The following is a 25388-nucleotide window of genomic DNA, read 5'->3' on the forward strand; positions in this document are numbered from 1 at the left end:
CGCCGACTCGGCCGACCCGAACATGGCCTCCTACCGCATCAGCGTCGACAACCTCGCCGACTGGATCGCCACCCGCGGCTACAGCGCCTCCTGACGATCACAGCAGGACAGCAACACGAAAGGGCCCGACCCCCGATGGGGTCGGGCCCTTTCGTCGTGTCGTGTCAGCCGCCGGAGTCGTCCAGCTCGGCGCCGTCCGGCGGGGTGTCGTCGTCGCGGCTGGCCAGCCAGCCGTCGGGGAGCGCGACCTTGCCCGGGGAGTTGGTCCGGCCACGCGGCTGGCCCAGGGTCTCCACCGGGAACGGCACGGTCGGGTCGAGCTTGCCGAGCAGGTCGTCGAGCTGGGCCAGGCTCTCGATCATGGCGAGCGAGCGGCGCAGTTCGCTGCCGATCGGGAAGCCCTTCAGGTACCAGGCGACGTGCTTGCGGAAGTCGGTGCAGCCGTCGCGCTCGCCCCGGGCCGGGTTGCGGGCGCCGGCCACGAACTGGTCGACCAGCAGCTCGGCGTGGCGGCGCATGGTCGCCGCCACCTCGCCCAGGTTCGGCAGCCGCCGCCCGGTGCGCCCGTTGAAGGCGGCCTCCAGGTCGGCGAACAGCCAGGGCCGGCCCAGGCAGCCGCGCCCGACCACCACGCCGTCGACACCGGTGTGGGCGACCATCCGCAGCGCGTCATCGGCCTCCCAGATGTCGCCGTTGCCGAGCACCGGCACGTCGAGCGCCTGCTTGAGGGTGGCGATGGCGTCCCAGTCGGCGGTGCCCGAGTAGCGCTGCGCGGCCGTACGCCCGTGCAGGGCGACCGCGGCGACGCCGGCGTCCTGGGCGGCGAGGCCGGCCTCGACGTACGTCAGGTGGTCGTCGTCGATGCCCTTGCGCATCTTCACGGTGACCGGCACCCCGGCGGGGGACGCGGCGTCCACCGCGGCCCGGACCAGCCGGGCGAACAGCCGGCGCCGCCACGGCAGGGCCGACCCGCCGCCGCGCCGGGTGACCTTGGGGACCGGGCAACCGAAGTTCAGGTCGATGTGGTCGGCGAGGTTCCGCTCGACCACGATCCGCACGGCGGCGGCGGTGATCTCCGGATCGGTGCCGTAGAGCTGGAGGCTGCGGGGGTGCTCGTCCGCGCCGAAGGCGATCATGCGGAGCGTCTTGGGGTTCCGCTCGACCAGCGCCCGCGTCGTGATCATCTCGCAGACGTAGATGCCGCCGCCCTGCTCACGGCAGAGCCGGCGGAAGCCGACGTTGGTGATCCCGGCCATCGGCGCGAGCACCACGGGCGGCCACACCTCGTGCGGGCCGAGGGTCAGCGGGCGCAGCGCGGGCAGGGTCGGGGCGGTCACCGCACAAGTGTACGGGGCCCCGGCCGACCGGCCGGGGCCCCGTGACCAGCGTCAGCAGCCCGGCAGGCGCTCGATCAGGTAGCGCTCGACCTGGTCCAGGGAGACGCGCTCCTGGGTCATGGTGTCCCGGTTCCGCACGGTCACCGCGTTGTCGTCGAGGGTGTCGAAGTCGACGGTGACGCAGAACGGGGTGCCGATCTCGTCCTGCCGGCGGTAGCGGCGGCCGATGGCCTGCGAGTCGTCGAACTCGACCACCCAGCGCTTGCGCAGGTCGCTGGCGAGCTGCTTGGCCTTCGGCGAGAGCGCCTCGTTGCGGGACAGCGGCAGCACCGCCACCTTGACCGGGGCCAGCCGCGGGTCGAAGCGCATGACGGTGCGCTTGTCCACGCCGCCCTTGGTGTTCGGGGCCTCGTCCTCGTCGTACGCCTCGAGCAGGAACGCCAGCACCGCGCGGGTGAGGCCGGCGGCCGGCTCGATGACGTACGGCATCCACCGCTCGCCCTTGGTCTGGTCGAAGTACGACAGGTCGACGCCGGAGTGCTTGCTGTGCGTGGACAGGTCGAAGTCGGTGCGGTTCGCGATGCCCTCCAGCTCGGCGAACTCGGTGCCGCCGAACTGGAACCGGTACTCGATGTCGACCGTGCGCTTCGAGTAGTGGGAGAGCTTCTCCTTGGGGTGCTCGTAGAAGCGCAGGTTGTCCTCGGAGAGGCCCAGGTCGAGGTACCAGTTCCAGCGCTCGGCGAGCCAGTACTCGTGCCACTTCTCGTCGGTGCCCGGCTCGACGAAGAACTCCATCTCCATCTGCTCGAACTCGCGGGTCCGGAAGATGAAGTTGCCCGGGGTGATCTCGTTGCGGAACGACTTGCCGGTCTGCGCGATGCCGAACGGCGGCTTCTTGCGGGCGACCGTCTCCACGTTCTTGTAGTTGACGAAGATGCCCTGGGCCGTCTCCGGGCGCAGGTAGTGCAGGCCCTCGTCGCTCTCCACCGGGCCCAGGTAGGTCTTCATGAGGCCGTTGAACATCTTCGGCTCGGTGAAGGTGCCCTTGTTGCCGCAGTTCGGGCAGTTCAGCTCGGTCAGCGAGGTGAGCGGCTTGCCGTGCTTGGCCTCGTACGCCTCTTCGAGGTGGTCGGCGCGGAACCGCTTGTGGCAGGACTGGCACTCGGTGAGCGGGTCGACGAACTCGGCGATGTGGCCGCTGGCCTCCCAGACCTTGCGGGCCAGGATGACCGCGGAGTCCAGGCCGACGACGTCGTCGCGCTGCTGGACCATGGTCTTCCACCACTGCCGGCGGACGTTCTCCTTGAGCTCGACGCCGAGCGGACCGTAGTCCCAGGCCGACCGGGTTCCCCCGTAGATCTCACTGGAGGGGAAGACGAAGCCCCGGCGCTTGGCGAGGCTGACGACGGAGTCGATACGGTCGGCTGGCATGTTTCCTCCTACGCCGGCTGGCGGTCGGCGGGGGCGATGTGAGTGGTTCCGGACGGTTCGGGACAACGGTACGACCACCACGGTCCCGAGCCCAGCAGAATACCGGGGCCCCGTCAGCTCACCCCGCACACCTCCATGCCGCCGGTCTGCTGGTCCGGCGCCAGCGTGACGGTCTGCGCCTCCCGCCGGCCGCCGGCCAGGGTCACGTCCACCGGCACGGTCAGCGTCGCTGTGTCGACCTCGCCCACCCGGTAGCCGGAGATCTGCGGCTCGGTGGCCACCCGCTGCTCGAACTCCGCCCGGGACTCGCGCCGCCGGGCGTCGTCGCAGAGCTGGTCGTACGCCTTGGACCAGTCCTTGACGACGAGCGCCTGGTAGTAGTCGTCGGTGACCGCCTTGCCCTGCTCCTCGACGGCCTGCACGTTGCTCACGGCGAGCCCGACCACAGCCGCGCCGCCCCCGCCGCAGCAGAGCAGCACGGCGAGCGCGCCGACACCCAGGCCGAGCCAGAGCCGGGCCCGGCCGCCCTCGGTGGGCGGGGCGGCGAACGGCGGGGCGACCCCAGGGCCCGGCGGCGGCGCGGGGACACCCGGCTCGCCCGGCGACACCGGCGGCACACCGGGCGGCGGCGCGGGGACGCCGGGCACGGGCGGGGGTGGTGGGGCGGCCGGCCCGGGAGCGCTCATACGCGCCAGGGTAGTGCCCCCGGCCTCAGCGGTAAGGACCTGCGGCCCGATCACTGGCCGCCACGACGATCTCGCCGTCCGGCGCGGCACTGGCCAGTGTCTCGTACGCCGAGGGCTCGTCCACCGACCGGGCGAGCAGCGGCACGGCGGTGACCTTGACGTCGAAGCCGCCGAGCGCCCGCCGGTAGGCCCCGACCGACTCCCACTCGGTGACCAGGCACCAGTGGGCCGGGTCGTCCAGCGCCCGGAGCAGTTCGCCGCGCAGGTAGCCGGGGCGGGCGGCGAGGGCGGCGAGCGCGGCGTGCGCCTCTCGGGTGAACTCGTCCGCCACGTCGGCGTCCACCACGAACCGGTTGGTGACCAGCACCGGGTTCCTCCTCGTAGAGTCTGTGGCATGCAGCGTACGCAGACCCCCGTGCTGTCCCGGTTGGCCCGGCTCAACCCGACGACGGTGTTCCTGGCCGCGCTGGTCCTGGTGCTGGTCGGGCTCTTCGCGCCGGGCGCGGCGGGGGGTCTGCTGCTGCTGGCGCTGGCCGGCGGGCTGGTCTGGCTGATGACCGTCACCTGGCCGGTGCAGGCCCCGGCGACGCGGGTGCTGCGGCTGCTGATGCTGACCCTGCTGATCGCGATCGCGCTGGCGAAGCTGCTCTGACCGTTGACCTGCGCTGACATGCAATCATGCGTTTTTGACAATCAATTTCGTTATCGCGGACAGTAGGTGCATGACCGTCCGCTCAGCCCCTCGCGCGCTCGCCGCCGCCACCGCCGCCCTGCTCACCCTGGGTGGCCTGGCCGCCTGCTCGGAGGGGGGCGGTGGGAGCGACCCGGACCGGGTCGACGTGGTGGCCGCGTTCTATCCCCTCCAGTTCCTCGCCGAGAAGATCGGCGGCGACGCCGTCACGGTCACCAGCCTGGCCAAGCCCGGCGCCGAGCCGCACGATCTGGAGCTCAACCCGCGCCAGGTCGGCCAGGTGGTCGACGCCGAGCTGATCGTCTACCTGTCCGGCTTCCAGCCGGCCGTGGACGAGGCGGTCGAGCAGAACGGCGGTGACCGGGCGTTCGACGTGGCGGGCGTACAGCCGCTGCTCGACGCCGCCGCGGGCGGCCACCAGCACGAGGGTGAGGGCGGCCACGAGGAGGAGTCCGGCGGCAAGGACCCCCACCTCTGGCTGGACCCGACCCGGCTGGCCACCGTCGGTGACCGGCTCGCCGAGCGGCTCGGCACGGTCGACCCGGACCGGGCCGCCGACTTCACCGCCCGGGCGGCGGCGCTGCGCGCCGAACTGACCGGGCTCGACGCCGACTACACCCGGGGCCTGGCCACCTGCCAGCGCCGGGAGATCGTGACCAGCCACACCGCCTTCGGCTACCTGGCCGAGCACTACCGGCTCGAACAGGTCGGCATCACCGGCCTCAGCCCCGACGCCGAGCCCTCCCCGCAGCGCCTCGCCGAGGTGGCGAAGGAGGCCCGGGAGCACGCGGCCACCACCATCTTCTTCGAGACGCTGGTCAGCCCCAAGATCGCCGAGACGGTGGCCCGGGAGGTCGGGGCGATGACCGCCGTGCTCGACCCGATCGAGGGCCCGCCCGCCGACGGCGACTACCTGTCGGCCATGCGCGCCAACCTCCAGACCCTGCGGACCGCCTTGGACTGCTCATGACCGAACCCGTCATCCACGTCACGCACGCCGCCGTCGGCTACGACGGCCGGGCGGTGCTGCGCGACGTCTCACTGACCGTCACCGCCGGCGAGGTGGTCGCCGTGCTCGGCGCCAACGGCTCCGGCAAGTCGACCCTGATCCGCGCCGTGCTCGGCCTGGTGCCGCTGGGCGCCGGGTCGGTCACCCTCTTCGGCACGCCGCAGCGCCGCTTCCGGCAGTGGCACCGCATCGGGTACGTCCCGCAGCGGCTCGGCGCGGGCAGCGGCGTACCCGCCACCGTCGGCGAGGTGGTCGCGTCCGGGCGGCTGGCCCGCCGGGGCGTCCTGCGCCCGTCGGGGCGGGCCGACCGTGAGGCGGTAGCCGCGGCGCTGCGCGCGGTCGGGCTGGCCGACCGGGCCGGCGACCCGGTCGCCACCCTCTCCGGCGGCCAGCAGCAGCGCACCCTGATCGCCCGGGCCCTGGCCGGCCGGCCGGAGCTGCTGGTGCTCGACGAGCCGACCGCCGGCGTGGACGCGGCCAGCCAGGAGGCGTTCGCCGATGCGCTGCGGGCCTTCCGCGACGGCGGCGGCACCGTGCTGCTGGTCGCCCACGAGCTGGGGCCGCTGCGCCCGCTCATCAGCCGGGCCGTCGTCGTCCATCAGGGCGGCATCTGCCACGACGGCGCGGTGCCGGAGCCGGCCGGTCACCACGCCGAGCCGGGTCACGACCACGTGCACCCCCACTGCGACGAGGAGCCCGCCGGGCTGTGGAGCATGTGATGGACCTCTTCCAGTACGACTTCATGCTGCGCGCCCTGGTCGGCGCGCTGGTCATCGGGCTGGCCGCCCCGGCGCTCGGCATCTACCTGGTGCAGCGCCGGCTGGCGCTGATCGGCGACGGCATCGGCCACGTGGCGCTCACCGGCGTCGGCGCCGGGCTGCTGCTCAACCGCTCCCCCGTGCTGGTCGCGGTCGTCGCGGCCACGCTGGGCGCCATCGTGATCGAGCTGGTCCGCTCGCGCGGGCGCACCTCCGGGGACCTGGCCCTGGCGCTGCTGTTCTACGGCGGCATCGCCGGGGGTGTGATGCTGGTCGGGCTCTCCGACGCCAGCAGCGGGTCGCTCAACGCGTACCTCTTCGGGTCGCTGACCACGACGTCGCCGGCCGACCTGGTCACCATCGGAGTGCTCGGCGTGGCGATCCTGGTGACCATGCTCGTGCTGCGGCCGGCGCTCTTTGCGGTCTGCCACGACGAGGAGTACGCCCGGGTGTCCGGCCTGCCGGTGCGGGCGCTGAACATGCTCCTCGCGGTCGGCACCGCGGTGACCGTGACCATCGCCATGCGGGCGGTCGGGGTGCTGCTGATCAGCGCGCTCATGGTGGTGCCGGTGGCCACCGCGCAGCAGGTGACCCGTGGCTTCCGGGCCACCATGGCGGCGGCCATGGCGCTCGGGCTGTTCGCGGCCGGTGCCGGCGTGTGGGTGGCCGCCACCGCGGACACCGCGCCCGGCGCCTCGGTGGTGCTGCTGGCGATCGGCTCGTTCCTGGTGGTGGCGCTGCTGGCGGCCGGGCGGCGGGCGCTGCGCCGGCGGACGCGCCCGGCCGCCGTGCCGGTGGCCGAGCCGCCGGAGCACGAGGTGGTGCTGCGGTGAGGCCGTTCCGGCCGGCGCTGCTGGCATTGGTTACCGTTACGGGGTGACGGTCACGAACGGGTACGACGCCTTCGAGGGCGCGGGTGACCTGCTGCGCGCGCTGTCGGCGCCGATCCGGCTGGCGATCGTGAGCGAGCTGGCCGAGGGCGAGCGCTGCGTGCACGAGCTGGTCGAGAAGCTCGGCGCCCCGCAGCCGCTGGTCTCCCAGCACCTGCGGGTGCTGCGCGGCGCCGGCGTGGTGCGCGGCTCGCGGCGCGGCCGGGAGATCGCGTACGCGCTCGTGGACGAGCACGTGGCGCACATCGTGGCGGACGCCGTCAGCCACGCCGGGGAGGGGCCGTCGTGACCGAGGGGGCACTGCGCAACACCCGGCAGCGGACCGCGGTGAGCGCCCTGCTGGCCGAGGTCGACGGCTTCCACAGCGCCCAGGACCTGCACGCCATGCTGCGCCAGCGCGGCGAACGGGTCGGGCTGACGACCGTCTACCGCACCCTCCAGGGGCTGGCCGACGCCGGCGAGATCGACGTGATGCGCCCGCCGGGCGGCGAGCACCTCTACCGCCGGTGCAGCGAGGGCCATCACCACCACCTGGTCTGCCGGGCCTGCGGCCGGACCGTGGAGGTGGCCGGCCCGGCGGTGGAGAGCTGGGCCGAGCGGGTCGCCGCCGAGCACGGGTACGTGCAGGTCAGCCACACCCTGGAGATCTTCGGCACCTGTCCGGGCTGCGCCGGCTGACAAATCCGACCCGTGCCCGCGCGGCCGGGCCGTGGCACGCTGTCCGGCGTGAAGATCTACGCCGACCGTTTTCCGACCGCACTCCGTCAGCTCCTCACCGATCTGCTCGTGGTCGTCTGGGTGTACGCGGCGATCCGCTTCGCGCTCTGGGTGCACGACCTGGTCGAGAAACTCGCCGTACCCGGGCAGAAGCTGGAGGGGGCCGGCGGCGGGCTCGCCGACAACCTGGCCGACGCCGGCGGCAAGGTCGGCCGGGTGCCGCTGGTCGGCGACGAGCTGACCGCGCCCTTCACCAAGGCCGCCGAGGCCGCCCGCGCGGTCGCCGAGGCCGGCCGCGACCAGCAGGAGCTGGTCGGCCAGCTGGCGCTGGCGCTGGCCGTCGCGGTGCTGGTGTTCCCGCTCGGCCTGGTGCTGTTCGGCTGGCTGCCCCTGCGGGTGCGCTGGATGCGCCGGGCCGGCGCGGCCAAGGCCCTCGCCGCCGCCCCGGCCGGGCGGGACCTGCTGGCGCTGCGCGCGCTCGCCGGGCAGCCCCTCGCCAAGTTGAACCGGATCGCGCCGGACGTGGCCGAGGCGTGGCGCCGCGGCGACGACGAGACGGTCGACGCGCTCGCCGCGCTGGAGCTGCGCGGACTCGGGCTGCGCACCGGCCGGTAAGGTGTGCCGGTGCTGTACTTCCTGATCGTCGTCGCGGTCCTGCTGCTGATCTACGCGGGCGTGCTCGTGAGCTTCGTCCGCAAGGGCCGCCGGATCCCCCCGGCCGCGTACCTGGTGCTGGCCGGGCTGAACGGCCTCATCCTGGCCGGGGTGATCGCCTGGGCGGTCGCCCGCTGACGGCGGGCCCCCGCCGCGCCCGGCGGGGGCCGGCGACCGTCACGGCGCGGGCGGGATGCGGCGGCGGACGTCCTGCGCCGTCGACGGGCCGGGCTGCCAGCGGGCCACCCACGGCTGGTCGGCGGGCGGGGTGACGACGCCCTCCTCGATCGAGGCGTAGCGGCCCGCGATGATCCGCTTGGCGGCGGCCACGTCCACCGCGTCGGTGTTGGACCACAGCCCGGTGAACAGCTCGTCGACGCGCAGCCGGGCCTGCCGGCAGAACAGGTCGGCCAGCTCGACGTTCTCCGGGTGCTCGGCGCGCTCGGCCGTGGCCCGGACGCAGACCGCCGACATCGCGAACAGCTCCGCGCCGATGTCCACCACCCGGCCGAGGAACGCCTGCTTGCGCTCCATCTTCCCCTGCCAGCGGGACATCGCGTAGAAGGTGGACCGGGCCAGCTTGCGGGAGGTGCGCTCGACGTGCCGCAGGTGCCCGGCGAGCGGGCCGAACTCGTGGAAGGCCCCGGGCGCCTGGCCCTTGCCGACGGCCAGCGTGGGCAACCACTTCGCGTAGAAGACGCCGGCCCGAGCGCCGGCCTTCGCCTTGCGGCCCAGACCGGCGTCCGGGTCGATGATGTCGCCGGCCACCGAGAGGTGCGCGTCGACCGCCTCGCGGGCGATCAGCAGGTGCATGATCTCGGTGGAGCCCTCGAAGATCCGGTTGATCCGCAGGTCCCGCAGGAGCTGCTCGACCGCGGCCGGACGCTCGCCCCGGGCGGCCAGGGAGTCGGCGGTCTCGTAGCCGCGCCCGCCCCGGATCTGGATCAGCTCGTCGGCGATCTTCCAGGCCATCTCGCTGGCGTAGAGCTTCACCAGCGCGGCCTCGATGCGGATGTCGTTGCGGTCGTCGTCGGCGAGCAGGCAGCAGAGGTCGAGCATGGACTCCATGCCGTACGTGGTGGCGGCCATGAAGGCGAGCTTCTTGGCGACCGCCTCGTGCTCGCCGACCGGCCGGCCCCACTGGACCCGGTCGGCGGCCCACTCCCGGGCCACGTTCAGCGCCCACTTGCCGGCGCCCACGCACATGGCCGGCAGTGAGAGCCGGCCGGTGTTCAACGTGGTCAGCGCGATCTTCAGGCCCTTGCCCTCGCCGCCGATCACGTTCTCCTTGGGCACGAAGACGTCGTGGAACCGGGTGAGGCTGTTCTCCAGGCCACGCAGGCCGATGAAGGCGTTACGTCGCTCGACGGTGATGCCCTCGCTGTCGCCGTCCACCACGAAGGCGGTGATGCCGCCGCGCCGTCCCTCGGCCGCCGGCACCCGGGCCATCACCACCAGCAGGGTGGCGACCGTGCCGTTGGTGGCCCAGAGCTTCACGCCGTTGAGCCGGTAGCCGGTGCCGTCCTCGGTCGGCTCGGCCGTGGTGGCCAGGCGGGCCGGGTCGGAGCCGACGTCCGGCTCGGTGAGCAGGAAGGCGGAGACCTCGCCGGCGGCCAGCCGGGGCAGGAAGCGCTCCTTCTGCTCGGGGGTGCCGAACATCTTCAGCGGCTGCGGCACGCCGATCGACTGGTGCGCCGAGAGCAGCGCGCCGATCGACGGGTTCACCGAGCCGGCGCGCATCAGGGCCCGGCAGTAATGCAGGTTGCTCAGCCCGAGGCCGCCGTGCTTCCGGTCGATCTTCATGCCGAAGGCGCCGAGCCGGGCCAGCCCGTGGAACACCTCGTCGGGGATCCGCGCGTCCCGTTCGATGGCCGTACCGTCCACCTCGGAGTCCAGGTACGCCCCGAACGCGGCGAGGAACTCCTCGGCCCGCGCCGCCTCGGCCGGGTCGAGGCGCGGCCAGGGGTTGATCAGGTCGAGCTGGAAGCGGCCGAGGAACAGTTCCTTGCCGAAGCTGGGCCGGTCCCAGGCCGACTCGCGGGCCGCCTCGGCGACCTGCCGCGCCTCCTTCTCGGAGACCTGGCCGGCCTCGGCGGGCAGCGGCCCGGCCCCGTCCACGGCCGGCTGCGGTGGGTCGTCGATGGGCGCCACCCGCCCGGTCGGGCCGCCGTGTCCGGCGGGGTCGGGCCGGCTGTTCTGTGTCGTGGTCACGGCTGCCTCCTGGAGACCTCGGTCCGGCTGCGTCGACGTGCCTCGGAAACGACGCTACCCCCGGGTGTTACCCAGGGGTAGCCTCGCGCGCACGTCCGATTTGGCGGGACCGGGGCGGTCAGTCGCCGGCCAGGGCCGGCGGGTCGTCGTCCTCGTCGTCGATGTCCTCGTCACCCCAGTTGCGCCGGGCGAACGGCAGGATCACCCAGAAGACCAGGAACCAGACCCCGGTGACCCCGCTCAGCACGAAGGCGATGGGGCGGCTCAGCACGAAGTCGGTGACCAGCAGGACCGCGCTGACCATCGAGATCAGCATGAAGCCGAGACCGCCGGTGGCCATCCGGTGCGCGAAGCGGACCAGCTCCGGCTTGCGGCCCTGGCGGAACAGCGCCCGGTGGAAGGCGACCGGGGAAATGATCATCGCGGTGGCCGCGGCGGCGGACAGCAACGCGACGATGTAGACGTCCTTCTGGAAGCCGCTGGTCCGGGCGAAACCGTTGCTGAACGGCAGGGTCAGCAGGAAGGCGAACAGGATCTGCACCCCGGTCTGCGCCACCCGCAGTTCCTGGAGCAGGTCGGCGAAGTTGCGCTGCCAGCGCTGCTTCTCGGTTTCCTTGGACACCCATCACCTCCAGGGAAGACGGTACTGCCGGTGGGGGCCTCCCACCGGCAGCTCAGCTGTGCCCCGTCGGCCCGAGCGTGAAACGGGTTCAGGCCCCGCGGCGGATGCGGCCCGCGTACCGGGCCTCCAGCGCGGCGTTGTGCTCGTCGCCGCCGGTGATGTTGGCGGACAGGTAGACCGGGGGGCGCTCCCCCGCCGCGAGCAGCCGGGCGACCACCTCCGCGACGATCTGCTGGGCCAGCAGCGCGGCGGTGATCGAGGAGACCGCGCCGACCGCGCCGCCACCGGGCAGCGGCAGGGTGGCGTCGCCGTACGGGGCGCCGTTGTCCAGCACCACGTCGGCGAAGTCGGCGAGCTTGCGCCCGGACGGGTGGCGGGAGCTCATCCGCGCCGAGTGCTGCGCCGAGGTGATGGCCACCAGCCCGTGTCCGCGCTCCCTCACAATGGCGGCGAACTCGACCATGGCCCCGTTCACGCCGGAGTTGGAGGCCAGCACGAACACGTCCTGCGGCCGGACCGGGGCCAGCTCGTAGAGGCGGTGCGCCACGGCCGGCTCGCGTTCCAGCTTCGGGCCGAGCACGTCGGCCGGCTCGCCGCCGTACAGCACCAGGTCGCGCAGGGCGATCCGGTTGGTGGGGACCAGCCCGCCGGCCCGGCCGGCGATCTCCATGGCGAGGGCCTCCGAGTGGCCGGTGCCGAACGCGTGCACCACCCCGTCGTCGCGCAACGACGCGGCGATCAGGTCCGCCGCCCGGGCCACGTTCTCCCGCTGGTCGGCGGCCACCCGGCCGATGGTCTCGGTCACCACCGCCAGGTACGCCTCGGAACTCACCGTCATGCTTCCTCCGTCCGTCGGTGCCGGGCCAGCCACTCGACCGCGAAGTCGACCGCCGCCCGCTGCCTCATCAACCGGCCCGTCCCGTCGCCGACCGGCCCGAGCCGCACCGCTCCGGTGGCCTCCAGGTCGGCGCCGAGCCGGGTGAAACCCTCGTCGTCCAGGCGCACGTCGTCCCACCACACCCACTCCCGGCCGCCGCCGGCGGTGAGCACCGCCGCGCCGCAGCGCTGCCGGGGCGGCGCGGGTTGCCGGTACTCGGCCAGGTGCAGGGAGGTGTTGCTGCCGTGGTCCACGCCGAGCAGCAGCACGTCGGCGTCGAGGTCGTAGAGGCGGGCCAGCGGCGAGCCCTCGCCCAGCATGTCGGCGCGCGCGTGGCCGGCGACGACCCGCCCGGCTGCCGGTCCGAGCGCGGCGAACGAGACGTGTGGATGGCCGCTGCGCAGCGCACCCGGCCAGGTGCGGACCAGCTCGGCCAGCGCGCCCATGAACCGGCTCGGGGTCACCGCCGGGTCGAAGCCGGGCAGCTCGTCGCGGATGACCGGCCACCAGTCCCCCGGCACCGGCGGGTTGTTCCACTCCGCCGGGTCGCTGTTGTCCGGCGTGTGGGTGGGCACCACCACCGTGCCGGCCGGGCCGAGCACGTCGCGCAGGGCGAGCAGCACCGCCTCGGGGCCGCCGCAGAGATAGCCCAGCGGGCGCAGGGAGGCGTGCACCAGCACGGTCCCGCCGGGGCGTACGCCGAGGTCGCGGAGCTGGGCGGCGAGCGACGCGCGGGTGTGCGGCCGGGCCGGCGGGATGGTCGCGATCATCGGCCGGCGCGGGCGAGGATCGCCGCGGCCAGCGGGCCCGGCGCCTCGTCCGGGATCCAGTGGGTGACGCCGGGCAGCACCACGAAGCGGTAGTCGCTTGTGACGTGGGCGGCGCACGCGTCGGCGGCCGTGCGCCCGATCGCCACGTCCCCGTCGCTCCAGACGAACGTGGTCGGCACGCCCACCGGCCCGACGGCCTTCATGTCCGCCCCGGTCATGGCCCGGTACCAGTTCAGGGCCGCGGTCAGCGCGCCGGGCTCGCGCATCGGGTCGGCGTAGCGGGCCACCCGTCCGGCGTCACCCACCCCGCCGAGCATCCGGCGCAGGGTCGCCGCCCGGAACGCGAGGAGCACCTTCTCCGCCTTGCCCGGCTTGCGGAACAGGGCGATGTAGGAGGAACGGGCCTTCTGCCGCGGGTCGGTGGCGAGCGCGTGCCCCATGGCCGCCGGGTGCGGCACCGACACCGCGGTCAGCGTGCGGACCCGTTCCGGGTGCGCCGCCGCCAGGCCCCACGCCACGATCGCGCCCCAGTCGTGACCGACCAGGTGGGCGCTGGTCGCCCCGAGCGCGTCGAGCACGGCGGCCGCGTCGGCCACCAGCTCCGGGATCCGGTACGCCCCGACGTCCGCAGGCCGGGCGCCCGGCGAGTAGCCGCGCTGGTCGAGCGCGTACGTGCGCAGCCCGGCCGCGTGCAACGCGGGGGTGACCTCGTCCCACTCGCCGGAGTGCTGCGGGAAGCCGTGCAGCAGCAGGACGGGTTCGCCGGCCTCGGGGCCGCCGGTGCGTACCTCGAACGTCAGACCTCGCACCTCGACCCGCATGGCCGCCACCCTAACGGGCGATCGCCCTGCTGGGCCGGGCGGCGGGGTCGGTGCTAGCGTCTGCGACGAGACAACTTCACATCCGACAGGGGAGCGCACAGCGCTGAGAGTGCGGGCCGGTGCCCGCAGACCCTCGAACCTGATCTGGGTAATGCCAGCGCAGGGAGTTCGGTCGACCTCCAGCCGCGCCGCCGTCCGGTGACCACCGGGCGCGGCGTGCGTCTTCTCCTGGTTCCTCACCTGAACTGGGAGTCAGCCATGAACCACACCGACAGCAACCGCTGGCGCACCGTCGACATCGTCGTCGCCTCGGTGATCGCCGTCGCCTTCGGCGTCATCTTCTGGGCCTGGGGGCTGCTCTGGGGCGCCACGGACGCCGCCTTCGCCTTCTTCCCGCCCGCGCAGACACTCATCTACGGCGTCTGGCTGGTCCCGGCCGTGCTCGGCGGGCTGGTCATCCGTAAGCCCGGCGCCTCGCTCTACTGCGAGCTGCTGGCGGCGATCATCTCGGCGCTGCTGGGCAGCCAGTGGGGCGGCATCGTCATCGTGCAGGGCCTGATGCAGGGCCTCGGCGCCGAGCTGGCCTTCGCCGCCTTCCGCTACCGCGCGTACCGGCTGCCGGCCGCCCTGCTGGCCGGCGCGCTGACCGGCCTGACCGCGGCCATCTTCGACTTCGTCTACTGGAACAAGGCCTACGACCTGGTCGACTACCGCCTGCCGTACGCCCTCCTGACCATCGTGAGCGCCACGGTGATCGCGGGCGCCGGCGCCTGGCTCCTGACCCGCGCCCTGGCCAACACCGGCGTCCTGGACCGTTTCCCGGCCGGCCGCGAACGAGCCCTGGTCTGAGCACAGAACCGAGACCGCGTTGATCAAGAGGTTTGCGTCAGCGGAAGCCGTTTTCCGGACGCAAACCTCTTGATCAACCAAGCTGGGCCGAGAGGAGGTGGCGCGTGGGTGCCGTTCAGCTGCGGGGGTTCGGGTGGCGGCATGCGGGGCGCCGCGGTTGGGCGGTGCGCGGGGTCGACCTGCGCGTCGAGGTCGGGGAGCGGGTTCTGCTGCTCGGGCCCTCCGGGGCCGGGAAGAGCACCCTGCTGGCGGCGCTGGCCGGCCTGCTGCCCGAGGACTCCGGTGAGCAGGAGGGCACCGTCGAGATCGACGGGCTCGACCCGCGCAAGGCACGGGAACGTGTGGGCATCGTCTTCCAGGACCCGGAGACCCAGCTGGTGATGGCCCGCTGCGGCGACGACGTGGCGTTCGGGCTGGAGAACCGGGGCGTACCCGCCGGGGAGATCTGGCCCCGGGTGGACGAGGCGCTGCACCGGGTCGGCTTCCCGTACGACCGGGACCGGCCCACCGCGGCGCTGAGCGGGGGCGAGCAGCAGCGGCTGGCGCTGGCCGGGACGCTCGCCCTGCGGCCGGGGCTGCTGCTGCTCGACGAGCCGACCGCCAACCTCGACCCGGCCGGCGCCGACCTGATCCGCCGGGCCGTCGCCGACGCCCTCGACGCGGACACCACGCTGATCCTCGTCGAGCACCGGGTCGCCGAGGCGCTGCCGCTGGTCGACCGGGTCGTCGTGCTGGAACCCGGCGGCGGGGTACGCGCCGACGGCCCGCCCGACGCGGTCTTCGCCGCGCACGGCGACGCGCTCGCCGCCGCCGGGGTCTGGGTGCCGGGCCGCACCGTGCCGCCCCGGCACGCCACCACGCCGCCCGGCGACGTGCTGCTCACCGCCGACCGGCTCGGCCTGCCGCCCCGGCTGGCCCCCACCGACCTCCGGGTACGCGCCGGCGAGGCGCTCGCCGTGCTCGGCCCGAACGGCGCCGGCAAGTCCACCCTGGCCCTGCTCCTCGGCGGCCTGCTCCGCCCCGGCACCGGTACGGTCGCCGCCACCCCCGCCCTCGCCGGCCGGGACGCGCGCACTCCCCCGCACCGCTGGCGGGCGCCCGCCCTGGCCGGCCGGATCGGCTCGGTCTTCCAGGACCCGGAACACCAGTTCGTCACGAGCACCGTCCGGGACGAGCTGGCCCTCGGCCCGCGCCGCACCGGGCAGCCCGAGGCGGCCGTGACAACCACCGTGGACGCGCTGCTGGAGCGGCTGCGGCTGGACCGGCTGGCGGGCGCCAACCCGTACACCCTCTCGGGCGGGGAGGCGCGGCGGCTGAGCGTGGCGACCGCCCTGGCCACCGCGCCCCGCCTGCTGATCTGCGACGAGCCCACCTTCGGCCAGGACCGGCGGACCTGGCGGGAGCTGGTCGATCTCCTGGCCGACCTGCGCGACGCCGGCCACGGCGTCGTCGCGGTCACCCACGACACGGACTTCGTCGCCGCACTGGCCGACCGGACCATCACCCTGGAGCGCCGATGATCGACGTGGAGCCGGTCGCGGTGGCCGGGGCGCCGCTGGCCCGGCGGAACCCGGTGGCGAAGCTGGCCGCCGCGCTGGTCTTCACCCTGGTCCTGGTGGCCACCCTGGACCCGGTGGCCCCCGCCATCGCCATCGCCGTCGAGCTGGCGGTGCTGCCGCTGTTCGGCGTCCGCTACCGGGTGCTGGCCCGCCGGGCCTGGCCGCTGCTGGCCGGCGCCGCCGGCATCCTGGTCACGCTGGTGCTCTTCGCCGCCGACCGCTCCGGCCGGGTGCTGGTCGAGGCCGGTCCGGTCCTGGTCACCGAGGGTGTGCTGGTCACCGCGCTGGGACTGGTGCTGCGGATGCTCGCCGTGGCGCTGCCCGGGATCCTGGTCTTCGCCACCACCGACCCCACCGACCTGGCCGACGCGCTGATCCAGAACGCGAAGGCGCCCGCCCGGTTCGCCATCGGCGCGCTGGCCGCGTTCCGGCTGGTGCCGCTGCTGGAGCAGGAGTGGCGGATGATCAGCATGGCCCGCCGGGCCCGGGGCGTGGACGCCGGCCGCAACCCGCTGGCCAAGCTGCGGCTGTTCGGGTCGACGGCGTTCGCGCTGCTGGTGGGGGCGATCCGGCGGGGCACCCGGCTGGCCGTCGCCATGGACGCCCGGGGCTTCGACGCCGGCACCCCGCGTACGGTCGCCCGCCGCCAGCGCTTCACCCGGGCGGACGCGTTGCTGGTCGCGGGCGCGGCGACGATCGCCGGGGCGGCGCTGACGGTCAGCGTGGTGCTGGGCACGTTCCGTCCGCTGATCGGCTGAGCCCCGCTACCGGCGCGGCTGGGCCAGCCCGCTCCGGTACGCCAGCACCACCGCCTGCACCCGGTCCCGCACCCCGAGCTTGGCGAAGATGCGGTTGACGTGCGTCTTCACGGTCGCCTCGCCGACGAAGAGCTGGTCGGCGATCTCCCGGTTGGACAGGCCGAGGGCCATCATCCGCAGCACCTCGGTCTCCCGCACGGTCAGCCCGGCGAGGCCCGGGTCGGGAACCACCGACGCGGTCGCGGTGTAGTGGTCGATCAGGCGACGGGTGATCGACGGGGAGAGCAGGGCGTCGCCCCGGGCCGCGGTCCGCACCGCCTCGGCCAGCTCCCGGGGCGGCGTGGTCTTGAGCATGAAGCCGGAGGCGCCGGCCCGTAGCGCCCGGTAGACGTACTCGTCCAGGTCGAAGGTGGTCAGCATGATGATCCGGGTGTCGCCGCGTGCCGCCAGGATCCGCTCGGTGGCGGCGATCCCGTCCACCGGCGCCATGTGGATGTCCATGAGCACCACGTCGGGCGCGAGCCGGGCCGCCAGCTGCACGGCTTCCTCGCCGTCGGCCGCGTCGGCGACCACGTCGAGGTCCGGCTGGGCGCTGAGGATCAGGCGGAGCCCGCCGCGCACCAGCGCCTCGTCGTCGGCGATGAGGACCCGGGTCATCCGGTGAACCCCGCCGTGGCCAGTGCGCCGGCCGACGCCTCGGCGTCGAAGGGCAGCGTGACGCGCACCTCGAAGCCGCCCCCGGGGCGGGGCCCGGCGCTCACCGTGCCGCCGAACAGCTCCACCCGCTCGCGGATGCCGGTCAGGCCGTGCCCGGTGCCCGCGTCCCGCCGGGCCCGGCCGGTGCCGTCGTCCACCACGTGCAGCCGGAGATCGTCGCCGCCCACCTCGATCGAGACGCGGACGGTCGCGCCCGGCGCGTGCCGGGTGGCGTTGGTCAGCGCCTCCTGGAGGATCCGGTACCCGCTGACATCGGCGGCGGCGGGAATCGCGGCGAGATCACCCGTGACGGTCACCTCGACCCGCCCGCCGGCCAGGGTCACCCCGGAGGTCAGCGCGTCGATCCGCCGCAACGACGGCAGTCCCTCCGGCGCCGCCTCCGCGCCGCGGAGGATGACCAGCAACCGGCGCAGCTCGGTGACCACCTCGCGCCCGACCTCCTGCACGGCGTCGAGGGACGCGCGGGCCTGGCCCGCGTCCGAGTCGAGCACCGCCTGCGCCGCGGCGGCCTGCAACACCATCACCGAGACGCCGTGCGACACGATGTCGTGCAGTTCGCGGGCCACCCGCAGCCGCTCGTCCGTCCGGGCGGCGGCCTCCCGCTCGGCCGCCAGCGCCACCAGCCGGGCCGCCTGCGCCCGCCGCATCCGCACGGCGTACCCGGGACCCAGCACGGCGAGCCCCACGAACAGGATGAAGACCCAGTCGGAGTCGCCGGCCGCGGCGTTCTCGATCCCGAGCGGGAGGAGGTAGCCGGCCACACCGACCGCGACGGCGGCCCGGCCGCCCACCGCGACACAGGCGAAGGTGGCCGCCACCAGCGCCAGCAGCGGCACGACCGGCCATTCCGGCAGGACGGGCGTGAAGCTCTGCGCGGTGAAGCAGGCCCCGGCGACGACGGCGGCCGTCCGGGGGTACGACGTGCAGCCGGCCACCGCGAGGCCGTAGCCGACCAGCAGCACGGTGAGGACGGCGAGCCAGCCGCCGGAGAGCGCGGCGAGGTCCGGCCCCTCCCCCTCGACGTAGCCGGCCAGCGGAACGTACAGCTCGGCCAGGCCGAACGCGAACAGCGCGGCCCCGGCGAGCGCGGTGGCGACCCCGCGCCACCGGCCCCGGACGGCGAGGACGGCAGACATGCCGGAAGGGTAGCCACGGCGGGTGGCTCGCCGCGTCCACCCACGGGTGTAGCGACGGCCGCCGACTCTCCACCCGGGGATCAACTTCCGCGCCGACGACCCGGTCCGGGTGCGGCTCCTAGCGTCCCTCCCACGACTTCGAGAGGAGACACTGATGGACGACAGCACCGGAGGGCGGACGGGCCGGCGGCTCACGGCGGGCGCCCTGCTCGGCGGCGGCGTGGCGTACGGCGTCGCGAACGCCTTCTACTGGGTGATGTTCCCGGACGACGTGGCCGACACCGCCGGGAACGTGGCGGTGGCCGCCGGGAACCTGGGCGCGTGGCGGGTGGAGACGGTGCTGTTCGCGCTGGCCCACCTGCTGCTGCTGCCGGCGACGCTCGGGCTGGCCGCCACGCTGCACCGGCGCAAGCCGGTGGCGGCCATGATCGGCGGCGCCACGGCGCTGCTCGGGCTCTACTTCTCTACCGTCCACCTGTGGCAGTACAACGCGTTCTTCGGGGCCCTGGCCGGCGGCGGCGTGGACGCCGACGCCGTCCGTCCGGTGACGACCGCGATCGACGGGGATCCGTTCGTGATGGCCTCGTTCGCGGTGTGGCTGCTCGGCTGGCTGGTCGGCCTGCTCGTGCTGGCCTTCGGCGCCTGGCGGGCCCGCCTCGTGGCCCTCTGGGTACCGCTGCTGCTCACCGCCGGGCAGGTGCTGGACCTGGTCGGCTCGGGCGTCGTGGTGAAGCTGGCGGTGAGCGCGCTCATGGTGGCCGGCTTCGTGGGCCTGGCCCTCGGCGTCGCGCGGCGGCGCGCTGCCGAGGCGCCGGCCGGGACGGCGACCCCGGCGGCCGCCGCGGCCTGAGGGGCGAGCGGGAGCTTCGGGTGCGGTTGTCGTCGCCGGAACGACGACAACCGCACCCGACGATCTCAGCTGCGCCGGAAGGCGTAGAACCGGGTCTGACCGGCGCGCTGGCTGCGCCCGGCGAGCCGGGCGTCCCGACCGGCCGGCGGGCCGGCCTTCGGCGGGGGCGGCGGGGCGTCGGCGCGACCGGGCAGGGTCACCGGGGCGGCGGGCGCCACGGTGAGCGCGTCGAGATCCGGCGGGGTGAGGTCCACCGGGGACGGCGCGGGCTTGTGGGACTTCTTCGGACTGCGCTTGGCGGGCATACGCTGCCTCCTGACTGTCGGGCACCCGTGGGCACGGCGAGCGGGGAACAGCCCGGGCGGGTCCGGCCAGGAACGCCACGCCACCGACGGTGACGGGAGGATGCGGACGCCCGGGGCGCACGGTCCACGGCGGTACGCACGGTGGACCGGGCCTGCGAGAGGTGGGCGTCAGTTACGCATGCCAGCACGCTAACCCACCGCCGTGCCGCCCCGCACCCGAATTACCGCCACCGGGCCCGGAACGCACCGCCACCGCACCCTCACCCGGCGTCGACGTCCCGGCCCCGCGCCGCACCGGCCGCGATACGGTCGCAGAACGGGCACCGGAGACGAGGGGTGGCGGTACGCATGGCACAGCAGGCGACGGCGCAGATCGGGGTCACCGGCCTGGCGGTGATGGGCCGCAACCTGGCCCGGAATCTGGCCCGCAACGGCTTCACCGTGGCCCTGCACAACCGCTCGCCGGAGCGCACCCGCAGCCTCGTGGCCGAGCACGGCGACGAGGGCGCGTTCGTGCCGGCGGAGTCGATGGCCGATTTCGTGGCCGCGCTGGAACGCCCCCGCGCCGTGATCGTCATGGTGAAGGCCGGCGCACCCACCGACGCGGTGATCGACGAACTCGTCCCGCTGCTGGAGGAGGGCGACATCGTCGTCGACTGCGGCAACGCGCACTTCGCCGACACCCGCCGCCGGGAGGAGGCGCTGCGCGGGCACGGGCTGCACTTCGTCGGCACCGGGGTCTCGGGCGGCGAGGAGGGCGCGCTGCACGGGCCGAGCATCATGCCGGGCGGCTCCGCCGAGTCCTACCGGAAGCTCGGCCCGATCTTCGAGCGGATCGCCGCCCAGGTGGACGGCGTCCCGTGCTGCCGGCACATCGGACCGGACGGCGCCGGCCACTTCGTGAAGATGGTCCACAACGGCATCGAGTACGCGGACATGCAGCTCATCGCCGAGGCGTACGACCTGCTGCGGGCCGGCCTGTCGGCGAGCCCGGCGGAGATCGCGGACATCTTCCGGGAGTGGAACGGCGGCGAGCTGGAGTCCTTCCTCATCGAGATCACCGCCGCCGTGCTCGGGCACACCGACACGGCGACCGGCCGGCCCTTCGTCGACGTGGTGCTCGACCAGGCCGAGCAGAAGGGCACCGGCCGGTGGACCGTGCAGAGCGCGCTGGACCTCGGCATCCCGATCACCGGCATCGCCGAGGCCACCTTCGCGCGGTCGCTCTCCGGGCACGCCGACCAGCGCGCCGCCGCCCGCCGCGCGTTCCCCGACGCGGGCGAGAAGTGGCAGGTGGACGACCGGGACACGTTCGTCGAGGACGTCCGGCGCGCGCTGCTGGCCAGCAAGATCGTCGCGTACGCGCAGGGTTTCGACCACATCCGCGCCGGCAGCCAGGAGTACGACTGGGACATCGACCTGGGCGGCACGGCCACCATCTGGCGGGGCGGCTGCATCATCCGGGCCCGCTTCCTGGACCGGATCCGGGAGGCGTACGACGCGGAGGGGGACCTGCCCACGCTGCTGGTCGCCCCCTGGTTCGCCGACCGGGTCGGCGCCGGGGTCCCGGCCTGGCGGCGGGTGGTGGCGGACGCCGCCCGGGCGGGGGTGCCCACCCCGGCCTTCTCGTCGTCGCTGGCCTACTTCGACGCGTTGCGCGCCGAGCGGCTGCCGGCGGCGCTGATCCAGGGGCTGCGGGACAACTTCGGCGCGCACACCTACCACCGGGTGGACCGGGAGGGGTCCTTCCACACGCTCTGGGCGGGCGACCGCTCCGAAGTGGAGGCGTGAGCGCGCTCAGGCGAGCGTGGCGTGCATCTCCCAGACCAGGATCTCGGCCGGCTCGTCGGCCGTCACCCGCTGACCACCGGCCATCGTGATCCGGGCCGCGTCGCCCTCGTCGAGCCGTCCGGCAGCCTCCAGCGTCACGGCACCGCTGGGCACATAGAGGTGCAGGAAGGGCGCGTCGGGCAGGTTCACCGTGTCGCCGGGAGCGAGCCGAGCGGCGTGCAGGGTGGCGTACCGGTTGCGGATCCGGATCGCGGAGGCGCCGTCGTAGCGGTCCATCCCGGAGGCGACCGGCACGAGGCCGCCCCGCAGCAACTCGTCGCCGATCTCGAGCTGCTCGTAGCCCGGGTCGATCCCCTCCTCGTCGGGGAGCACCCACATCTGCACGAAGTGGACCGGGTCGTGGTGCGGGGCCGTGTTCTCCAGCCGCCAGGAGTCGTTCTTCTCCGAGTGCAGGATGCCGGTGCCGGCGCTCATCCGCTGGGCGAGGCCCGGATAGATGACGCCGGAGTGCCCGGTGGAGTCCTGGTGGACCAGCGAACCGCGCAGCACCCAGGTCACGATCTCCATGTCCTGGTGCGGGTGGGTCTCGAAACCGGTGCCCGGGTGCACCACGTCGTCGTTGTTGACCAGCAGCAGCCCGTGGTGGGTGTTGGCCGGGTCGTAGTGCCGGGAGAACGAGAAGGAGTGCTTGGAGTCGAGCCAGGACAACCGGGTGAAGAAGCGGTCCCCGGCCCGGCGGACGTCCACCGCCGGAGCGGGCGCCGTCGCCGTCACCAGGCCCGCTGCCCGGTCTCGGCCGGCGCCCAGGTGAGCGCCGGTTCGCCGGTGCTCAGCTCGGCGATCTCCCCGGCGCGTACGGCGGGCGTGTGGCCGAGTTCGGCGCAGTGCTGCTCGGCGATCTCCGCGCAGATCTCGGCGACCTGCTCGCAGATCGGGCTGCCCAGGTCCGCCGCGTTCAACGCCATGATCATTTTGAACCGGAGATCGTGCATCCCCCACCCCCGTGGCGGGCGCGTCCGGGCGGCGCGCCCTCGCGCCGATCGTACGCGCGGGCACCCCGCTCCCGGCCGGAAAGCCGGATGCGGGGCGCCCGCGTCACGGCCCGCCCTGGCGGGCCGTCGACGTCACCAGAACCGACGGCGCTTGGCCTTCTGCGGCCGCAGCATGTCGGCGCCCTTGGTGAGCAGTCGGCTCACCCCGGTCGGGCCGCGACGGGCCTCCAGGGTGTGGCTGAGCCGGCGCGCGCCGGCCGCCGCCAGCGGCACGGCGACCGCCATGACCGCCCACTGGGCAATCCGCTTCTGAATCATGTGGGTTCACCTCCGCAATCTGCCTGCTGTCCGATTGATACCCAGCAGGCGGCGTCGGTAAGCGCGACCTCAGGCGCCGGGGGCCACCGGGTTGGGCAGCGCGCCGCCGAAGCGGCGGTCCCGCTGGGCGTAGAGCTCGCACGCGTACCAGAGGTGCCGGCGGTCGAAGTCCGGCCAGAGCGTGTCGAGGAAGACCAGCTCCGCGTAGGCGGTCTGCCAGAGCAGGAAGTTGGAGGTGCGCTGCTCGCCGGACGGGCGGAGGAAGAGGTCCACCTCGGGGACCTCCGGGTGGTAGAGGTATTTCGCGATGGTCTTCTCGGTGACCTTGCCCGGGTCGATCCGCCCGGCGGCCGCGTCGCGGGCGATCGCGGCGGCCGCGTCGGCGATCTCCGCCTGGCCGCCGTAGTTGACGCAGAACTGGAGGGTCAGCGTCGAGTTGCCCCGGGACATCTCCTCGGCCGTCTGCAACTCGGAGATGACGCTCTTCCAGAGCCGCCCGGCCCGGCCCGACCAGACCACCCGGACGCCCAGGTCGACGAGCTGATCCCGGCGGCGACGGATGACGTCCCGGTTGAAGCCCATGAGGAAGCGGACCTCGTCCGGGGAGCGCCGCCAGTTCTCGGTGGAGAACGCGTACGCCGACAGGTAGGGGATGCCCAGCTCGATGGCCCCCTCGATGGTGTCGAAGAGGCTGTGCTCGCCCTGCTCGTGACCCTTGGTCCGGGGCAGCCCGCGCTCCTTGGCCCAGCGGCCGTTGCCGTCCATCACCACGGCGATGTGCTTCGGCAGCGCCTCGGCAGGCAGCGCCGGCGGCCGGGCGCCGGAGGGGTGCGGAGTCGGTGGCACCGGCTCGCGCCGGCCGGCCCTCATCGATCGGATCACTCGGTAATCTCCCTGTTCACACCAGCGGCGGCGGGCCCGGCGCCGGTGCGCGGCGGGACCACACCCGGCCCCGCGCCGCCGGGCGGCGGGACCGCGCCGGGCGCCGGGGCACCCCGGTCGACCAGCGGCAGCGAGCGTAGCGCGCGTTCCAGGTGCCACTGGAGGTGCGCCGCCACGAGGCCGCTGCACTCGCGGCGCACGGGGGTCTCGGTGGCGTCGGCGTACGCCCAGTCGCCGGTGGTCAGCGCGGACATCAGCGCGATGGTGGCCGGGGCCGGGTGGGCGGCGCCGGGGGGCCGGCAGTCCGGGCAGACGGCGCCGCCGGCCGGCACGGAGAACGCCCGGTGCCGCCCCGGGGTGCCGCAGACCGCGCACGCGGTCAGGGCCGGCGCCCAGCCGGCGAAGGCCATGCCGCGCAGCAGGTAGGCGTCGAGCACCAGGGTGGTGGCGTGCTCGCCGATGGCCAGCGAGCGCAGCGCGCCGAGGGTGAGCTGGAACAGCCGCAGCGAGGGTTCCCGCTCGATCGGGGTGAGCCGCTCGGCGGTCTCGGCGATCGCGCTGGCCGCCGTGTAGCGGGGGTAGTCGCCCAGGAACCGCTTGCCGTAGAGGTCGATCCCCTCGGCCTGGCTGATGGTGTGCAGCGAGCTGCCGTGGTTGCCCTTGGGGTCGCCGGCGAGCTGGAGGTCGACGTGCCCGAACGGCTCCAGCCGGGCGCCGAACTTGCTGGTGGTGCGCCGGACCCCCCGGGCCACGGCGCGCAGCCGGCCGTGCCGGCGGGTGAGCAGGGTGATGATCCGGTCGGACTCCCCCAGCTTCTGCACGCGCAGCACCACCGCGTCGTCGCGGTAGAGCTGTCGGCGGTATCCGGCCATCGGCCCATTCTCCCTCGGGGTGCGATCTCAGGGTCTCCTCGGGGTGGATCGGCGGTCGAACCCGGATGCGCCGTCCGCAGGCTCGGCCGTAGCGTCCTGGCATGGCTCTGCACCGGACCGCCGTCGCCGCCACCGCGGCCGCAACCCTGATCGTCCTCGCCGGGTGTGACACCCTCTCCTTCCGCCGCCTCGACTACGACCAGACCGAGAGCGTGAAGATCACCCGGATCACCGTGCCGGCCGGCGGCGCGGGCGACGTGACGATCCGGGCCACCGGCCGGGCCGACCAGGTGCGGATCAAGCGGATCGTCCGCTACCAGGGCGGGGAGCCCAACAGCCGCTACGAGATCAAGGGCGACGAGCTGACGCTGCCGAGCGACTGCGGCCCCCGGTGCACGGTCTCCTGGGAGGTGACCGCCCCCGAGGGGGTGACGGTGCGCGGCGAGACCGGCTCCGGCAACGTCACGCTGCATCGGGTCGGCCCCGTGGACTTCACCCTGCATTCCGGCGACATCAGCGTCACCGAGGCGCGCGGCGAGGTCCGTGCCACCACCACCTCGGGAAACATCGACGTGGTCGACGCGACCGGCCCGGTCCGGCTGCGCGCCACCTCCGGCGACATCAGCGCCCGCCGGCTCGCCGCCGGCGTGGACGCGGAGGCCACCTCGGGCAACCTCGTCGTCGAGCTGGACCAGCCGGCCGCGGCCCGGCTGCACGCCACCAGCGGCGACGTCGACCTGACCGTGCCACAGGGCCGGTACCGGGTGCGGGCGGACGCCAAGTCGGGCGACACCAACCTCGCCGTGCCGAACGACCCCGGCGCCACCCTGCTGCTCGACGTCACCGCCACCAGCGGCAACGTGACGCTCACCAGCCGCTGAGGCG

General features: G+C 74.1%; 31 protein-coding genes, 1 pseudogene and 1 riboswitch. Of the genes and pseudogenes, 15 read left to right on the forward strand and 17 right to left on the reverse strand.

Annotated elements, in window-relative coordinates:
* A pseudogene (locus tag ABZW14_RS29585) lies at window positions 1-94 on the forward strand (phytochelatin synthase); the annotation flags it as partial.
* Window positions 95-164: 70 nt separating this feature from the next.
* On the opposite strand, the gene dusB reads toward ABZW14_RS29585, so the two are convergent.
* The 4 genes from dusB to ABZW14_RS29605 all read right to left on the reverse strand — a co-directional run bounded on the left by dusB (window position 165) and on the right by ABZW14_RS29605 (window position 3821).
* Complete coding sequence (gene dusB, locus ABZW14_RS29590; RefSeq protein ID WP_355352855.1) at window positions 165-1337, reverse strand: tRNA dihydrouridine synthase DusB; 1173 nt, start codon at window positions 1335-1337, stop codon at window positions 165-167.
* Between the two features lie 51 nt (window positions 1338-1388).
* Window positions 1389-2768, reverse strand: coding sequence for a glycine--tRNA ligase (locus tag ABZW14_RS29595; protein WP_355352858.1), 1380 nt, complete (start codon window positions 2766-2768; stop codon window positions 1389-1391).
* 113 nt (window positions 2769-2881) lie between these two features.
* Complete coding sequence (locus ABZW14_RS29600) at window positions 2882-3454, reverse strand: hypothetical protein (RefSeq protein WP_355352861.1); 573 nt, start codon at window positions 3452-3454, stop codon at window positions 2882-2884.
* Window positions 3455-3479: 25 nt separating this feature from the next.
* The gene (locus ABZW14_RS29605) at window positions 3480-3821 is read right to left on the reverse strand and encodes an antibiotic biosynthesis monooxygenase family protein (protein WP_355352864.1); all 342 of its coding nucleotides are present in this window, start codon (window positions 3819-3821) and stop codon (window positions 3480-3482) included.
* 27 nt (window positions 3822-3848) lie between these two features.
* On the opposite strand from ABZW14_RS29605, the gene ABZW14_RS29610 reads away from it, so the two are divergent.
* The 8 genes from ABZW14_RS29610 (at window position 3849) to ABZW14_RS29645 (ending at window position 8311) form a co-directional block, all read left to right on the forward strand.
* Entirely contained in the window at window positions 3849-4106 is a 258-nt protein-coding gene (locus ABZW14_RS29610; protein WP_355352867.1) for a DUF6703 family protein, read from the forward strand.
* A gap of 70 nt (window positions 4107-4176) precedes the next feature.
* Entirely contained in the window at window positions 4177-5115 is a 939-nt protein-coding gene (locus ABZW14_RS29615) for a metal ABC transporter substrate-binding protein (RefSeq protein ID WP_355352870.1), read from the forward strand.
* Window positions 5112-5873, forward strand: a complete 762-nt coding sequence (locus ABZW14_RS29620) for a metal ABC transporter ATP-binding protein (RefSeq protein ID WP_355352873.1) — start codon at window positions 5112-5114, stop codon at window positions 5871-5873. The genes ABZW14_RS29615 and ABZW14_RS29620 overlap by 4 nt, the downstream gene beginning before the upstream one ends.
* A complete protein-coding gene (locus tag ABZW14_RS29625) occupies window positions 5873-6745 on the forward strand; it encodes a metal ABC transporter permease (protein ID WP_355352876.1) in 873 nt (290 codons plus the stop codon). Before ABZW14_RS29620 ends, ABZW14_RS29625 begins: the two co-directional genes overlap by 1 nt.
* Before the next feature lie 43 nt (window positions 6746-6788).
* Window positions 6789-7091, forward strand: coding sequence for a metalloregulator ArsR/SmtB family transcription factor (locus tag ABZW14_RS29630; protein WP_262282078.1), 303 nt, complete (start codon window positions 6789-6791; stop codon window positions 7089-7091).
* Window positions 7088-7480, forward strand: coding sequence for a Fur family transcriptional regulator (locus ABZW14_RS29635; protein ID WP_091269948.1), 393 nt, complete (start codon window positions 7088-7090; stop codon window positions 7478-7480). Before ABZW14_RS29630 ends, ABZW14_RS29635 begins: the two co-directional genes overlap by 4 nt.
* A gap of 48 nt (window positions 7481-7528) precedes the next feature.
* Window positions 7529-8134: a hypothetical protein gene (locus ABZW14_RS29640; protein WP_355352880.1), complete on the forward strand. Its 606-nt coding sequence runs from the start codon at window positions 7529-7531 to the stop codon at window positions 8132-8134.
* 9 nt (window positions 8135-8143) lie between these two features.
* Complete coding sequence (locus tag ABZW14_RS29645) at window positions 8144-8311, forward strand: hypothetical protein (protein ID WP_167537054.1); 168 nt, start codon at window positions 8144-8146, stop codon at window positions 8309-8311.
* A gap of 39 nt (window positions 8312-8350) precedes the next feature.
* Here ABZW14_RS29645 and ABZW14_RS29650 read toward each other — a convergent pair whose 3' ends face one another.
* From ABZW14_RS29650 to ABZW14_RS29670, 5 genes are all read right to left on the reverse strand, one after another.
* Window positions 8351-10324: an acyl-CoA dehydrogenase family protein gene (locus ABZW14_RS29650; protein WP_355353013.1), complete on the reverse strand. Its 1974-nt coding sequence runs from the start codon at window positions 10322-10324 to the stop codon at window positions 8351-8353.
* Window positions 10325-10502: 178 nt separating this feature from the next.
* On the reverse strand, window positions 10503-11006 hold the full coding sequence (locus ABZW14_RS29655; RefSeq protein ID WP_355352883.1) for a DUF6328 family protein: 504 nt from the start codon (window positions 11004-11006) through the stop codon (window positions 10503-10505).
* An 88-nt stretch (window positions 11007-11094) separates the two neighbouring features.
* Window positions 11095-11844: an SIS domain-containing protein gene (locus ABZW14_RS29660; protein ID WP_355352886.1), complete on the reverse strand. Its 750-nt coding sequence runs from the start codon at window positions 11842-11844 to the stop codon at window positions 11095-11097.
* Complete coding sequence (locus ABZW14_RS29665) at window positions 11841-12653, reverse strand: AAC(3) family N-acetyltransferase (protein WP_355352889.1); 813 nt, start codon at window positions 12651-12653, stop codon at window positions 11841-11843. Before ABZW14_RS29665 ends, ABZW14_RS29660 begins: the two co-directional genes overlap by 4 nt.
* Entirely contained in the window at window positions 12650-13474 is an 825-nt protein-coding gene (locus ABZW14_RS29670; protein WP_355352892.1) for an alpha/beta hydrolase, read from the reverse strand. Before ABZW14_RS29670 ends, ABZW14_RS29665 begins: the two co-directional genes overlap by 4 nt.
* A 77-nt stretch (window positions 13475-13551) precedes the next feature.
* Window positions 13552-13658: riboswitch (TPP riboswitch) on the forward strand.
* A 74-nt stretch (window positions 13659-13732) separates the two neighbouring features.
* On the opposite strand from ABZW14_RS29670, the gene ABZW14_RS29675 reads away from it, so the two are divergent.
* From ABZW14_RS29675 to ABZW14_RS29685, 3 genes are all read left to right on the forward strand, one after another.
* Window positions 13733-14323: an ECF transporter S component gene (locus ABZW14_RS29675; RefSeq protein WP_355352895.1), complete on the forward strand. Its 591-nt coding sequence runs from the start codon at window positions 13733-13735 to the stop codon at window positions 14321-14323.
* A 104-nt stretch (window positions 14324-14427) separates the two neighbouring features.
* The gene (locus ABZW14_RS29680) at window positions 14428-15843 is read left to right on the forward strand and encodes an ABC transporter ATP-binding protein (RefSeq protein WP_355352898.1); all 1416 of its coding nucleotides are present in this window, start codon (window positions 14428-14430) and stop codon (window positions 15841-15843) included.
* Complete coding sequence (locus tag ABZW14_RS29685) at window positions 15840-16640, forward strand: energy-coupling factor transporter transmembrane component T (RefSeq protein WP_355352901.1); 801 nt, start codon at window positions 15840-15842, stop codon at window positions 16638-16640. The genes ABZW14_RS29680 and ABZW14_RS29685 overlap by 4 nt, the downstream gene beginning before the upstream one ends.
* 6 nt (window positions 16641-16646) lie before the next feature.
* Here the strand turns inward: ABZW14_RS29685 and ABZW14_RS29690 are convergent, their stop codons facing one another.
* Both ABZW14_RS29690 and ABZW14_RS29695 read right to left on the reverse strand, forming a co-directional pair.
* Window positions 16647-17297: a response regulator transcription factor gene (locus tag ABZW14_RS29690; protein ID WP_355352904.1), complete on the reverse strand. Its 651-nt coding sequence runs from the start codon at window positions 17295-17297 to the stop codon at window positions 16647-16649.
* Complete coding sequence (locus tag ABZW14_RS29695; RefSeq protein ID WP_355352907.1) at window positions 17294-18493, reverse strand: sensor histidine kinase; 1200 nt, start codon at window positions 18491-18493, stop codon at window positions 17294-17296. Before ABZW14_RS29695 ends, ABZW14_RS29690 begins: the two co-directional genes overlap by 4 nt.
* A 154-nt stretch (window positions 18494-18647) precedes the next feature.
* Here ABZW14_RS29695 and ABZW14_RS29700 point away from each other — a divergent pair, with 154 nt between their 5' ends.
* The gene (locus ABZW14_RS29700; protein ID WP_355352910.1) at window positions 18648-19343 is read left to right on the forward strand and encodes a hypothetical protein; all 696 of its coding nucleotides are present in this window, start codon (window positions 18648-18650) and stop codon (window positions 19341-19343) included.
* 65 nt (window positions 19344-19408) lie between these two features.
* On the opposite strand, the gene ABZW14_RS29705 is transcribed toward ABZW14_RS29700, so the two are convergent.
* On the reverse strand, window positions 19409-19648 hold the full coding sequence (locus ABZW14_RS29705) for a hypothetical protein (RefSeq protein ID WP_355352913.1): 240 nt from the start codon (window positions 19646-19648) through the stop codon (window positions 19409-19411).
* 348 nt (window positions 19649-19996) lie between these two features.
* Between ABZW14_RS29705 and gndA the strand changes: the two genes are divergently transcribed.
* Window positions 19997-21439 carry an NADP-dependent phosphogluconate dehydrogenase gene (gene gndA / locus ABZW14_RS29710; protein WP_355352916.1) on the forward strand — a complete coding sequence of 481 codons (1443 nt, stop codon included), beginning with the start codon at window positions 19997-19999 and terminating at the stop codon, window positions 21437-21439.
* A gap of 6 nt (window positions 21440-21445) precedes the next feature.
* Here the strand turns inward: gndA and ABZW14_RS29715 are convergent, their stop codons facing one another.
* The 5 genes from ABZW14_RS29715 to recO all read right to left on the reverse strand — a co-directional run bounded on the left by ABZW14_RS29715 (window position 21446) and on the right by recO (window position 24503).
* The gene (locus ABZW14_RS29715; protein WP_355352919.1) at window positions 21446-22213 is read right to left on the reverse strand and encodes a pirin family protein; all 768 of its coding nucleotides are present in this window, start codon (window positions 22211-22213) and stop codon (window positions 21446-21448) included.
* Window positions 22210-22431: a thioredoxin reductase gene (locus ABZW14_RS29720; RefSeq protein WP_091269966.1), complete on the reverse strand. Its 222-nt coding sequence runs from the start codon at window positions 22429-22431 to the stop codon at window positions 22210-22212. The genes ABZW14_RS29715 and ABZW14_RS29720 overlap by 4 nt, the downstream gene beginning before the upstream one ends.
* Window positions 22432-22563: 132 nt before the next feature.
* On the reverse strand, window positions 22564-22749 hold the full coding sequence (locus ABZW14_RS29725) for a hypothetical protein (RefSeq protein WP_091269936.1): 186 nt from the start codon (window positions 22747-22749) through the stop codon (window positions 22564-22566).
* 69 nt (window positions 22750-22818) lie between these two features.
* Window positions 22819-23619, reverse strand: a complete 801-nt coding sequence (locus tag ABZW14_RS29730; protein WP_355353016.1) for an isoprenyl transferase — start codon at window positions 23617-23619, stop codon at window positions 22819-22821.
* Window positions 23620-23627: 8 nt separating this feature from the next.
* Window positions 23628-24503, reverse strand: coding sequence for a DNA repair protein RecO (gene recO / locus ABZW14_RS29735; protein WP_355352923.1), 876 nt, complete (start codon window positions 24501-24503; stop codon window positions 23628-23630).
* 101 nt (window positions 24504-24604) lie between these two features.
* On the opposite strand from recO, the gene ABZW14_RS29740 reads away from it, so the two are divergent.
* Window positions 24605-25384, forward strand: coding sequence for a DUF4097 family beta strand repeat-containing protein (locus tag ABZW14_RS29740; protein ID WP_355352926.1), 780 nt, complete (start codon window positions 24605-24607; stop codon window positions 25382-25384).
* Window positions 25385-25388: the final 4 nt, after the last annotated feature.

This window comes from Micromonospora sp. NPDC004551 (genome assembly GCF_040609975.1).
Taxonomy (GTDB): Bacteria; Actinomycetota; Actinomycetes; order Mycobacteriales; family Micromonosporaceae; genus Micromonospora.